At 47.9% G+C, this 13,016-nt stretch carries 10 protein-coding genes; 8 read left to right on the forward strand and 2 right to left on the reverse strand.

The genetic code is table 11. The annotated features are described in order from the left end of the window. Positions 1-2 precede the first annotated feature (2 nt). Positions 3-716, forward strand: coding sequence for a lipopolysaccharide biosynthesis protein (locus AB3Y94_RS12160; protein ID WP_367296423.1), 714 nt, complete (start codon positions 3-5; stop codon positions 714-716). Then, positions 713-1,453, forward strand: coding sequence for a lipopolysaccharide biosynthesis protein (locus tag AB3Y94_RS12165; protein WP_367296424.1), 741 nt, complete (start codon positions 713-715; stop codon positions 1,451-1,453). The genes AB3Y94_RS12160 and AB3Y94_RS12165 overlap by 4 nt, the downstream gene beginning before the upstream one ends. Positions 1,454-1,861: 408 nt before the next feature. On the opposite strand, the gene AB3Y94_RS12170 is transcribed toward AB3Y94_RS12165, so the two are convergent. After that, positions 1,862-2,812: an NAD(P)-dependent oxidoreductase gene (locus tag AB3Y94_RS12170; protein WP_367296425.1), complete on the reverse strand. Its 951-nt coding sequence runs from the start codon at positions 2,810-2,812 to the stop codon at positions 1,862-1,864. Between the two features lie 287 nt (positions 2,813-3,099). Here AB3Y94_RS12170 and AB3Y94_RS12175 point away from each other — a divergent pair, with 287 nt between their 5' ends. From AB3Y94_RS12175 to cydC, 4 genes are all read left to right on the forward strand, one after another. Next, positions 3,100-4,554: a cytochrome ubiquinol oxidase subunit I gene (locus AB3Y94_RS12175; RefSeq protein WP_367296426.1), complete on the forward strand. Its 1,455-nt coding sequence runs from the start codon at positions 3,100-3,102 to the stop codon at positions 4,552-4,554. After that, positions 4,547-5,557 carry a cytochrome d ubiquinol oxidase subunit II gene (gene cydB, locus AB3Y94_RS12180; protein WP_367296427.1) on the forward strand — a complete coding sequence of 337 codons (1,011 nt, stop codon included), beginning with the start codon at positions 4,547-4,549 and terminating at the stop codon, positions 5,555-5,557. The genes AB3Y94_RS12175 and cydB overlap by 8 nt, the downstream gene beginning before the upstream one ends. Positions 5,558-5,840: 283 nt before the next feature. Then, on the forward strand, positions 5,841-7,574 hold the full coding sequence (gene cydD / locus AB3Y94_RS12185) for a thiol reductant ABC exporter subunit CydD (protein WP_367296428.1): 1,734 nt from the start codon (positions 5,841-5,843) through the stop codon (positions 7,572-7,574). After that, positions 7,571-9,307 (forward strand): thiol reductant ABC exporter subunit CydC, encoded by a 1,737-nt coding sequence (gene cydC, locus AB3Y94_RS12190; RefSeq protein WP_367296429.1) that lies wholly within the window; start codon positions 7,571-7,573, stop codon positions 9,305-9,307. Before cydD ends, cydC begins: the two co-directional genes overlap by 4 nt. A gap of 991 nt (positions 9,308-10,298) precedes the next feature. Here cydC and AB3Y94_RS12195 read toward each other — a convergent pair. Further along, a complete protein-coding gene (locus AB3Y94_RS12195) occupies positions 10,299-11,276 on the reverse strand; it encodes a polyprenyl synthetase family protein (protein ID WP_367296430.1) in 978 nt (325 codons plus the stop codon). Positions 11,277-11,381: 105 nt separating this feature from the next. Between AB3Y94_RS12195 and AB3Y94_RS12200 the strand changes: the two genes are divergently transcribed. Together AB3Y94_RS12200 and AB3Y94_RS12205 are read left to right on the forward strand one after the other, a co-directional pair. Further along, positions 11,382-12,290 carry a 1,4-dihydroxy-2-naphthoate polyprenyltransferase gene (locus AB3Y94_RS12200; protein ID WP_367296431.1) on the forward strand — a complete coding sequence of 303 codons (909 nt, stop codon included), beginning with the start codon at positions 11,382-11,384 and terminating at the stop codon, positions 12,288-12,290. A gap of 89 nt (positions 12,291-12,379) precedes the next feature. After that, the gene (locus AB3Y94_RS12205; protein ID WP_367296432.1) at positions 12,380-12,955 is read left to right on the forward strand and encodes a xanthine phosphoribosyltransferase; all 576 of its coding nucleotides are present in this window, start codon (positions 12,380-12,382) and stop codon (positions 12,953-12,955) included. Positions 12,956-13,016 lie beyond the last annotated feature (61 nt).

Below are 13,016 nucleotides of genomic sequence, written 5' to 3' on the forward strand. Positions count from 1 at the left end.
ATATGAGAAAGTTGATGACAAAATATAAGCAGCTTCCAGTCCAAGTGCGGGCCCCCTTTTGGTTTCTAATTTGTGCGTTTGTTCAGCGGGGGTTGTCAGTCCTGACGACCCCCATTTTTACGCGCTTGCTGACCCCGCAGGAGTACGGACAATTTAGTGTTTTCAATTCCTGGCTAAACGTGGTGACTATTCTGGTGTCACTGAACCTCTACGCGGGTGTATATATGCAGGGGTTAGTGAAATTTGACCGGGAGCAAGCAACTTTTTCCTCTTCCATGCAGGGATTGACGGTCGTTTTGGCTGCTGGGTGGACCGCTGGCTATCTGCTATTCAGGACGCAGGTAAACCAGTTGCTTGGCTTGCCGACGGTTCAGGTGCTGGCCATGTTGGTGATTATCTGGGCCGGCGCGGCGTTTAACTTTTGGTCGGTTGCACAGCGTGTGGCCTACCGTTACCAACGATTGGTGGCGATGACGCTGCTGGTGACCGTTAGCCAACCAGTGGTGGGTATTTGGTTAGTGGTCCACGCGCAGGACAAGGTGACAGCGCGCATCGTGGGATTGGCCCTGGTTCAGTTGATGGCGTACGTCGGTTTCTTCTTCGTTCAAATGAGACGGGGACGGCATTTTTTCGGAAGTACGCCATCTGCTTTAATGTGCCGTTACTGCCACATTTTCTCTCGCAGGCAGTGTTATTTAGTTCGGACCGCATCATGATCGATAGGATGTTGGGCGCCGGGGTGGCAGGGATTTACACGCTAGCTAGTGCAATTTCGATGTTAACGACCCTTTTTAACGATGTGTTGCTACAGACGTTGGAGCCCTGGATGTATCAGAAAATCAAAGCAGGACGAGTGGCGGACATTTCACGAGTTGCTTTGCCGGCGTTGGGGGTGATTGCGGCAATCAACATTGGGTTCATTGCTTTTGCACCGGAACTAGTGGCTATCTTTGCGCCGGCCTCATATTTGCAGGCAATCTGGGTCATGCCACCGATTACAATGAGTGTCTTCTTCGCCTTTTTGTACAACTTTTTCGTGGTGTTTGAGTTGTACTATGAGAAAACACTATTCGTAACGATAGCCACCATTGCTGGAGCCGGGTTGAATCTGGGGTTGAACTTTTGGTTGATTCCTCGGTTGGGGTTCTATGCGGCAGGTTACACGACTTTAATCTGCTACGTTGCGTACGCTTTGGGCCACTATCTCCTAATGCGGCGTATTTGTCGAGATCGACTGGCAGGCGTGCAGGTCTATCAACCGCGGCGGTTATTACTGATTGTTGGTATTTTTATGAGCGTTGGGCTGCTATTTCTAGTTAGTTATCGCTGGCCGTTGATTCGCTACGGGTTGATTGGCGTTGGCAGTTTAGTCCTTTTCTTGAGCCGGCATCGGTTGGTGGCGACGGTTCGTGATTTAGTTGCTGTTAGGCAGGGGGATGAGACGTCGGCGTGAAGAATTCAGTAAATGTTAAAAAACGTCAGTGGTTTGGGTCCGTGACGTCCCAGCCGCAGGTGGCTGGGACGGTTCCGCCTGCTGTGGGGAACGCCAACGGCCTGAAAAGCGGTCTTCCGACTCGCTTTGAAGCCTGGAAAAAATACCAGTCTTCAAACACGTCCCACGCTGTAAGCCAAAATTCGGCTAACACCGTCGACACAGCTGGCTTCGCCTCTGAAACGGGTTCTTGGAGACTAATCTAGCTTAAAGGGCTGAATAACGGTACTTACTCGATATTATTGGTGCGCCACTATGTCTGACCCAATCCTTGTTGTATCAGACAGATAGCAGAGATAACTAAAAAAGCCACGCGACCAAATCGTCGCGTGGCTTTTTATCATTTAGTTAACTTAGGTTGATGATCGATTAGTAGCCGCGGCTAGGGTCGGTCAGGTTGACGGTGAGCTTGCCATCTTGCGTCCAACTAGCTAGGTTTTCTTTGAAGTAACCGAAAATTGCCAAGATATTTTCGGCACCAGCGAAACCTGTTTGATGGGGCGTAATCAAGACGTTAGGGTAGTCCCACAGCTTGGAATCTTTTGGAAGTGGCTCAGTTTCGAAGACGTCGAGGCCGGCGTTCAGGACTTTTTGATAGAGCAGCGCGTGCATCAAAGCTTGTTCGTCGACGGATTTGCCCCGACCGACGTTGACAAAGACACGGGTGCCGTCTAGTTGGTCAAAGAAGTCCGTGTTGAAATAGTGGATGGTGCTAGGCGTAGCGGGCATGGCATTGATAATGATATCAGCGTCTTTGACAAGGCCTGCGTCATCCTTCATCGCTACCGTTCCCTGGAAACCGGAGACGCCATGCCCCGACCGGTTAACGCCAAATGGGTAATTTCCAAAACCGTTTAGCAGTTCAGCAATGTGTTGACCAATGCTCCCAGTCCCGTAGATGACGACCTTTTGGGATGCTAGCATAGCCATTTCACTGCGCAGTGGTTGCTGCCAGAAGTGACCAGCCTGGTTTTTGACGGCTTCGTTGAAGTTCCGTAGGAAGTAGAGCAGGTACCCAATCGTTGATTCCGCAATCGCTGCTGAGAAGGCACCACTGGCATTTGTCAGTTGGATGTCATGCGCGGTGATCCAGTCCAAGGGAAGGTAGTCTACCCCGGCACTGACGGTTTGAATCCAGTGCACGTTGTTGTGCGGATCTTGTAAAACGGCGAGGCCGTGTTCCGTGCTCCAGCCAAAGATGATACTGATGTTCGTTGCGGTGTCCCACTGGTCGGCGGGCACGACGTCAACTCCCATGCTAGTCAGCTGTTCCGTTTGTTCTGGTGATAAATGTTGAAAGGCAAGTATCCGTTCTTTCATGATCAAAAACCTCCTTAGACGTTCTGCGTCACCTTTATTTTAGCACGAGTTTGTGCGTTTTTTCCTAAAAACCTTGTCAGAACGGTAGAAATCGCTTACTTGAGTAGCACACATTATCAAATGTGTTACCAATGACAACAACCAAGTTGCACACAAATTACTAATATATTCTATTAACTTTACGGAGATTGGCGCCTAACCATTGATAATTGACTTATCACTCGATATAATAGGTTCAGGATAGCAATTATTTATTTACACTAATAACGTTTGGGGAGGTTAGAAAAATGTTAAATCTTGGTCTGGATATCCTAGGCCTAGCACGATTTCAATTTGGAATGACGACTGTGTTTCACTTCTTCTTTGTTCCATTTTCAATCGGGTTAGCCTTCGTCGTTGCCGTCATGGAAACCATGTATGCCATCAAGGGTGATGAGGATTACAAGAAGATGGCCCAGTTCTGGGGCAAAATGTTCCTGTATAGCTTCGCCGTTGGGGTAGTTACTGGGATCATTCAAGAATTCCAATTCGGGATGAACTGGTCGGAATACTCACGGTTCATGGGGGATATCTTTGGTGCACCATTAGCCATCGAAGCCCTGGCAGCCTTCTTCCTGGAATCCACCTTTATTGGAATGTGGATGTTTACCTGGGATCGCTTCAATAAATGGGTCCACACACTCTTTATTTGGTTGGTAATGTTCGGCTCTTCACTTTCTGCACTGTGGATTCTGGCGGCCAACAGTTTTATGCAAAACCCACTGGGTTATATCATCAATCAACAAACGGGTCACGTGCAAATGGTCAGCTTTGGGGCTGTCTTGAGTAACCCCCAGTTGTGGAGTGAATTCCCACATGTTATTTTCGGTGCATTTGTTACCGCTTCCTTCGTCATCGCTGGCTGTGCTGCTTGGCGGTTACTCAAGAAGGATCACGTGACGTTCTACCGGAAGTCATTAAACGTTGCCTTAGTTATTGGTTTGATCTTCTCACTGGGTTCAATTGCCAGTGGGGATATCCAAAGTCGTTACTTAATTAACAACCAACCAATGAAATTTGCCGCAATGGAAGGGCTCTACAAGGACTCGACCAACAAAGGTGAATGGGCGGCTGTTTCTGGATTTGATACGAAAAACCACAAGACGACTTGGTCAGTTGACGTGCCTTATGTCCTCAACTTGTTGAGCTACCACAAAACAACTGGGACGGTTAAAGGGATGAATACCATTAACAAAGAAATGCACGCGAAGTACGATAAGAAGTACGGTAGCGATATTAATTACTACGTGCCAACGAACACGTTGTTCTGGAGTTTCCGGATTATGTCTGGTGCCGGGGCGCTGTTTGCCTTACTAGCAATTGTTGGGTTGTTCTTCAACCGTAAGAAGTCGCAAGCAATTATGAAGCAACGTTGGTTCCTTTACATTATGGGCCTGTGCCTGTGGCTACCATTCATTGTCAACACGGCTGGTTGGTTCATCACTGAATTTGGCCGTTACCCATGGGTTGTTTATGGACTGTTGACGATTGCCGATGCGGTATCGCCAAATGTCTCCGTTGCCTCGCTGTTGACGTCGAACATCATTTACTTCCTGATGTTTGCCGGGATGGGGGTCGTCATGATCGTCCTCTGCCACCGGACTTTGAAGGCCGGTCCCGACAACGATGGGAATACTGATGGGTACGCAGCCAGTGATACTGACCTGGATCCTTACTCAAAGGGGGCGTTCAACCATGACTAGTCTGCAATTCGTCTGGTTTATCCTAATTGGTGTCTTGTTCAGTGGGTTCTTCTTCCTCGATGGCTTCGACTTTGGGGTGGGGATGCTCGTCAAGAGTTTCGCCAAAACCGATGCTGAGCGTGACGTTGTGATTCGTTCAATTGGACCACACTGGGATGGTAACGAAGTTTGGTTGATCACCGCTGGTGGTGCCATGTTTGCTTCATTTCCAATGTGGTATGCAACCCTCTTCTCAGGGTTCTACCTAATCCTGTTCCTGATTTTAGCAGCCTTGATTTTCCGGGGAGTTTCCTTTGAATTTCGGGCCAATATGCGGACGGAAACCTGGCGGAGCTTCTGGGAATGGGCATCAACGATTGGTAGTTTCTGTGCCGCCTTCCTGTTCGGGATGTTGTTCACTGCGATGATTGCTGGGATGCCAATTGATAAGAACGGCGATATGAGCGCTCACTTCTTCGACTACGTGAACTTGTTCTCCTTAGTTGGTGGGGTTGCCGTTACCGTTCTGTGCCTGGTCCATGGGTTAAACTACATGCGTCTAAAGACGGAAGGTAGCTTACGCAATCGGGCCTTAGCTTGGAACAAAGTGGTTTACCCAATTCTCTTTGCCGGTGAAGTTTTGTTCGCCGTATTATTATATTTCTCAACCGATTTCTTCGACAAGAAGCCATTGAGCACAACGGCCATCGTCGTTGCGCTGGTAATCTTCACTTGTCTGGCTTACTGGGGGGTATTAGGTAATCACGAGTGGCTTTCATTCATTGGAAGCGGATTGTCGCTGATCAGTGTGGTCGTCTTGATCTTCAATGGGCTGTTCCCACGGGTCATGATCGCTAACAATCCAGCCAACTCGTTACTGATCAAGAATTCATCAAGTTCACCGTACACGTTACATCTGATGACGATTCTCACGTTTAGCATTTTGCCAATCGTATTGATCTACTTTGTTTGGAGCTACTGGGTCTTCTACAAGCGCTTGTCTTCACCAAAGCAGAACGCCTAGGTATCGTGATTTAAAATTTAAGTTAGCGCGTCCTCATCGCTTTTCGGAGTGGTGGGGATTTTTATGATTAACATTGGAACCGACTCGCTGTGTCTATCGTGAGCCATCTAATTGGCAAAAACAATTTTGTAAATCAGCATTTTGGTAGCGCTTAGAAACGGTAAAAATGCTATCATTGCAGTATGAGTTATGGGTTATTTTAAGTTAGCAAAGCACCGGTGATTTGCTGGTGACGCTAACCAAAGTAACCGCGTTTTATCACTTGTTACGAGGGGGCTTCTTTGTGATTGATCAACGGGTTTTTAAATTTCCAGGCGTAAAACCGGCCGCCCTGATGGTAGGTCTCCTAACGCTGATTCAAGCAATTATGATTATTCTTCAAGCGCAGTACCTAGCAACGGCCATTGTGCAGCTTTGGAAGCGGCAGCCGTTAGAAACGATTGTTTTCCCATTAGCGGTGTTTGCTGTGGCTTTTTTAGCACGACATTTATTGACACTATTAAAGGACTGGTTGTTCTACCCGTTTGTGGAGCAGACGACTAAGAAATTACGTAAGCAGTTTATGGCCAAACTGTTCGACTTAGGACCGAGCGTGGTTGCCCAGGAAGGAACGGGGAACGTTGTGACTATGGGTCTTGAAGGGATTGACAAGATTCAGACCTATCTCATGATGATTATTGGCAAGGTCTTGGATTTGTCGATTACGCCGTGGTTAGTGTTGATTTACATAGCTTTTATTCAGTGGAAGGAAGCCCTTTTTCTACTAGCCATCTATCCTTTGATAATCTTATTCATGATTATCCTAGGGTTTGCGGCTCAGGCTAAGGCTGACCGGCAGTATGCCGGGTATCAACGTCTATCGAATCACTTTGTGGATACGTTGCGAGGCTTGCCGACGCTGAAACAGTTGGGATTAAACGAACAATATGCAGATAATGTTTATCAGGTGAGCGAGGATTATCGGAAGAAGACAATGGCAACGTTGACGATTGCCATGACCTCGACTTTTGCGCTCGATTTCTTCACGACCCTGTCGATTGCGATTATTGCCGTTTTCTTAGGGTTTGGGTTGATGAATAATACCATTCAATTATTGCCAGCTTTGGTTATTTTGACGTTAGCCCCGGATTATTTTGCACCGATTCGGAACTTCGCTAATGACTATCATGCCACGTTGAATGGGAAAAATGCGTTGACAGCCGTGCTAGATATTTTGCAGCGGGAAACGCCAGCCGACCGAGAATTGCTAGCGGTCCGTGAGCCCGTTTGGCAAGCACAGGATACGGTTAGCTTCAGTCACGTGAATGTGGCTTATGGGGATGATGCAGCAACGCTAAAGGATATTAATTTTGACGTGCACGGTTTTAAAAAAGTTGGTATCATCGGAGCTTCGGGTTCTGGTAAGTCGACCTTGATCAATACCTTAGGTGGCTTTCTTAGCCCCGCTGAGGGTCAGATCAGTGTGCGGGGAACTGCAGTCCCACATTTGGATCAAAAGGCTTGGCAGCGAAGCTTTGTCTATATTCCACAGGCGCCATATTTGTTCCACGCAAGCTTGCGGAATAATCTGGCTTTTTACACACCGGATGCTAGTGACGAGGCCGTTAATGCGGCGGTCGCGCGGGCTGGCCTGACTGATTGGGTGGCGACGTTGCCAGATGGTCTGGCCACCCAAATTGGTGAAGGGGCTCGGGGCGTCAGTGGGGGACAGGCACAACGAATTGCGTTGGCCCGGGCCTTCTTGGATGATTCACGCCGGGTGCTGTTATTTGATGAACCGACGGCGCACTTGGACATTGAAACGGAAGTTGAATTGAAAAAGACGATGATGCCGGTCTTTAAAGATCACTTGGTTTTCTTTGCGACCCACCGGTTACACTGGATGAATGAGATGGATTACATTTTGGTCATGGATCATGGTCAGATTGTCGAACAAGGTACACCGGCTGAACTACAACAATTAAACGGGGCGTACGTGCGGTTACGGTCAGAAATGGAAGGGGCGACGACACGATGAAGGGATTCTTTGCAACTTTTAAAAACGATCACTGGGTCATGCCGTACCTTCGTCGTTACCGGAAGCTACTAGCACTGGTCCTGTTTCTGGGTTTCATGACGTTTTTCTGTGGGGGCGCGTTGATGTTTAACTCGGGCTACCTGATTTCACGGGCGGCCACGCATCCTTACAACATTTTGATGATTTATGTTCCGATCGTTTTGGCTCGGGCTTTTGGGATTGGGCGGCCGGCGTTTCGGTACGCTGAACGGTTAACTAGTCACAACTGGGTCTTACGAATTGTCTCTGATTTTCGGAAGCGGCTATATCAGGCGGTTGAAAAGCAAGCCGTTGCGATTCGGCAGACGCACCAAACGGGGGATGTTCTGAGTATCTTAGCTGAAGACATCGATCACATCGAAAACCTCTATCTGCGGACCGTGTTCCCACTCGTAATTGGGTGGTTGCTGTATCTGTTCGTGGTCCTTGGTATTGGCTACTTCAATTGGGCGTTCGGATTACTCATGTTGGTGTTGCTGGGCGTAATCGTGTTGGTGATGCCGCTGCTTTCTGTTGCCGTGAATGGTCGGCGAGAATTTCAGGCGCGGCAGGTTCAGCGGACCTTTTACACGCAACTGACTGACGCAGTTTTGGGCTTAGGTGACTGGCTCATTTCTGGTCGGCGGGGAGATTTCTTGGAACAGCAGGATCAACCCATTGATGAGATTGCTACGTTGCGGCGAGCGGACCATCATTTTCAGTGGTGGCGCAACTTTGCCATTCAATTCATTTTTGGCGCCGCGGTAATTTTGATTGTTTGGTGGGCGGGCGTCATGTTCACTCATAATCAGTCAGAAGCCAACTGGGTCGCTGCCTTTGGGCTAGCCTTGTTTCCAACGGTGGAACCCTTCTCCAGCATGAGCCAGGGGGTCAGTGAATGGCCCGTCTACCAAGATTCCATCAAACGGGTCAATAGCTTGGATGAGAACGTTCCGGAACAGGTTGCTCAGGCTAAGATTGGGGCGTTAACGAACTTGACGCTGGACCACGTGAAATTTACCTATCCCGGCGCTGAGCGACAAGTGATTGATGATCTTTCATTGACGCTTCATCCGGGCGAAAAATTGGCACTTCTAGGCCCCAGTGGGACCGGTAAAAGTACACTGTTAAAGCTGATTCTGGGTGATGAGCAACCGACTAGTGGTGCAATCACCTTGAATGGTGAACCGATTGAAAAGCTGCAAGAACAGCGTGCGCAATTATTTGGCGTTCTCGATCAGCAACCCTACCTGTTCAACACTACGGTGATGAACAACGTACGGCTGGGAAATCTGAAAGCTACGGATGAAGAGGTGCGTCAGGCGGTCAAGGCCGTGGAACTGGACGATTTGATTGCGCGGCTACCGTTAGGGTATCAGACCCAGGTACAAGAGGCCGGCAGTCGGTTCTCTGGTGGGGAACGGCAACGATTATCGTTGGCACGAATTCTGCTGCAGGATGCCCCTATTATTATCTTAGATGAACCCACGGTCAGTTTGGACCCAATTACTGAGCAACACTTGTTGGATACCGTCTTCAGTGTTTTGAAAGATAAGACGATCATTTGGGTGACCCACCATCTGGCGGGTATCAACCACGTTGATCAGGTGCGGTTCATTGAGGATGGCCACTTTGATATGCAGGGAACCCCGGCGGAACTCTACAAGGAGAACGCCCGGTTTAGGGCCCTGTATGACTTGGACCGTGGTCGTTAAACAGATTAAGCAGCATACTTGTATGAATTGGTCGTCTCCGGCTTAGATTGTGGACGTTTAACGCTGAAGGTTTAGAAGATGTTACATTTCAGTTGGTTTTTTTGATGGCTTTTAGTGGTGTTGGTTCCATGAAGTAACAATCATGCTGAGACACGCAACGCAATTAAACACAAAATTCTAAAAAAACAGCGAGGCTCGCCGGCGTTTCCAAACCGACGATACTCGCTGTTTCTTTTGCTGTCCCGCACAGGACAGCGGATTGGTTAGTATGAATGAATCACCTCAAACTCATCCATACTTTTATGTTACTGAAGCACTGGCGAAAAGACAATCAAGTTGCTTGAGAATCGCTTTACACCGCGATTGATATCAGTTAACGATCAATGGCTGACTGACTATTTTTTAAGGTAATCTAATCCATCATTCGATTAATTGTCACCTGAATTTTTTTCAAAAAAAAGCTCCCAACGGCGATGACCATTAGGAGCAACATGCCAAAGTGAAACGATACTGAACATCGTACCAATGGGTTTTGAAACATGAAGAGTTTGGATACATTAATGAATGGAAGCCTAATGCCAATTGTGGCATAGGAAGATGTGTTTGTGTTTAGTCGTCTATCACTTGAAGAATGAGGTGTCGAACATACTGAAAGGTCAGTGTTGGGAGTTGGAATGTTCAGTATCCTTTCACCGTTATAATAGCGGATAGGTCTTAGAAACACTACTAAATGCCTCAACAACCAGATTATCGATTTATTGATTTAGCAACTGTTTTATTTCAACGCTAATGTTTTAGAGATTAAACGCCAGATTCATGGAATGTTTTCCCTGAAAAAGGGCCGACCAAAAGCCGAACAAACCAGGGCTTGGGACCAAAGTCTCAAATCCTGGTTGTGTTCCGAACGTAAATAGACGAAACGTGGGACAACCGGCTCATTGACTGCCGGTTGTCCCACTCGCTTACGCTCGCTAAATAAGTTTTTTACTGGTTAGTGGTCTCGGCGCAATAACATGGTTGTGAGCTTTTCCAAGTTTGCTTGAGAATTGCCCGCTGGCAGTTGTTGGATCAGAGCTAACGCCTGGGCCGTGTGATCACTGGCTAAGGCCCGAGCAGCATCGACGCCACCGTGTTGTGTGACTAATGTTTGGACCGCAGTGATGTCGGTAGCGGTCATATCGTGTTTTTTCTTTAGCAAACGGTGAAAATCGCGAGGGGCCTGTGGAATTGCCAAAATTAAGGGCAGTGAATAAACGCCCGAGCGGAGATCCTCTAGGATGGGTTTTCGCGTTTTATGCGGGTCACCAGCGTAATCGAGAATATCATCGAGCATTTGATAGGCACAGCCAATTTTAATACCGATTTCTCGAGCGACTCCAGTGACTGAACTAGGGGCTCCGGTGAGCTTGGCCCCCTGGTAACAACTCAACGCAAAGAGTTCTGCTGTTTTGCCAGCGACCTCTTCCAGATACTTGGCCACCGTAATATCCTCGCGGTAGTTTAGATCCATCTGGTGGAGTTCACCCTGCAAGATACGGTGCATTGCGTCAATATGACTCTGGACCAAAGTCCGGTCAGCTGTCGATTTGAGTACCTGATTGAAGTAGACGGTGAACATAAAATCGCCCGCGTAAATGGCGTTACGTTGGCCGTACTTCATCTGAATCGTGCGGACGCCACGACGGGTCGGAGACTCATCAATGACATCGTCGTGGATCAAAGTACCGACGTGTAAAATTTCGAGGGCTGCCGCACCCGCCTGTAATTCAGCAGGGGTGGCGGCGTCACCGAACTGTGAAAATAGGTAAAAATACCCGGGACGCAACAACTTACCACCGGATTGTAACAACGAAAGTATTTTGCTGTGAATCGGTTGGTTATCCAATTGTACGGCTTTTAATAAGTAATCTTGTAGCGCATTCAATTGCGGTTCCACTTGTGGGAATTGCCGCCAAAGTTGTCGATCCATACTGCACCTCACTATGTACGCGTTAAATTTTATCTTACCGACTAGTGGAAACGTTGTCAAATAAAGGTTATCATCAATTTAGAAATCGACAACGGGGGGAACGATATGACACTAGGAATCTTTTTGGAACTAGTTGAAATCAAGGCTAAAATTGCGTCAATTTGGCCCTTTTTATTGGGAATGGTCTTTGTTCAGACGAATTACCAACATCTGAATTGGGGAGTGACGGCGCTATTTTTCGTTGCTATGTTGCTGTTCAATATGGCCGTGGATATCAATGATAATTATCAGGACTATACCAAGGCTGGTAATCAGGCAGCTGAGTGGAAGAAGCACACAAACATCATTGGTGTGCATCAGTTGTCCATTCATCGGATATTCATACTGATGGCCAGTTTAGCGGTGGTTGCGGGCGTGATTGGTCTTTACTTGGTCTGGAAAACGGGTTGGCCCTTACTACTGATGGGGGTCTTCTGTTTCCTGGTAGGATACGCCTACGCGGGGGGACCTCGGCCACTTTCCGGGACGCCGACTGGCGAGTTCTTTGCTGGGTTTACCATGGGCTATATGATAATGTTAATCACTGTTTACTTAAATTTATATAATACACCGGATTTTTCCTGGATACTCATGGGCCGGGTGCTCTTAGCTTCCGGCATCGCCGTCATGGCAATTGCGGCGTTATTGCTAGCTAATAATATTTGTGACGCTGAGGAAGACCTAGCCCTGGATCGAAAGACCATCGTCTATTACCTGGGCGTACGGGGCGCATTATGGCTGTTTGCTGGCTTCTACCTTGTCGGCTACCTGAGCTTGATTGTGAGTGTCTGGTTGGGCGACCTACCAGCTTGGTCATTGTTAACGTTACTCAGCGTGCCACTCATCGTGAAGAACGTCCACGGGTTATTTCGGATCCAAATTAAGAAAGAAACGTTTATTCTAGCCGTCCGTAACCTGGCAATTTTAGCATTGACCACGATTCTGGCTGAGGGAGTGGGCCTGTTGCTGGGTTAAGCATTTCTAAATGTCGGGCTGGCGCGTTGTCATTTTAAGGTCCATTCGGGTAGAATGAAAGAAACACTTTATGGAGGTCGGGCTACACTATGAAAATCTTAGAGGATCGCATTCGCCAAGATGGCACGGTTTTGGCGGGGAACGTGTTAAAAGTCGATAACTTCCTGAATCATCAAATTGATCCACAGCTGATGGACCAGTTAGGCGCCGAATTTGCGCACCGATTTAAGGATGCTGGCATCACAAAAATCTTGACGGTTGAGTCTTCCGGAATCGCTCCGGCCGTTCTGGCAGGGCTTCACATGGACGTTCCAGTAATCTTTGCACGTAAGCATAAGAGCCTGACCTTGACCGATAATTTATACACGGCGAAGGTGTACTCATACACCAAGCGGGTCAACAATGATATCTCAATTGACCGCCGCTTCCTGGATAAAGAAGATCGCGTGTTGATTGTGGATGACTTCCTAGCCAATGGACAAGCTGTTCAAGGACTCTTGGATATTGCGCAGACGGCGCAGATTAAGGTTGCTGGTGTAGGGGTCGTCATTGAGAAACGTTTCCAAAAGGGACATCAACTGGTTGAAGATGCTGGGATTCAATTGGAAGCTTTGGCCAGTATCGCGTCATTTGCGGATGGTCAGGTGGTCTTTGCCCAGGATTAGCAACGGGTGGCTTGTGTAATTGTTTCAGAGCCATTAAACTAATAGTGAACTGACTCAGTAT

It is taken from the genome of Levilactobacillus yonginensis (genome assembly GCF_964065165.1).
Lineage (GTDB): Bacteria > Bacillota > Bacilli > Lactobacillales > Lactobacillaceae > Levilactobacillus > Levilactobacillus yonginensis_A.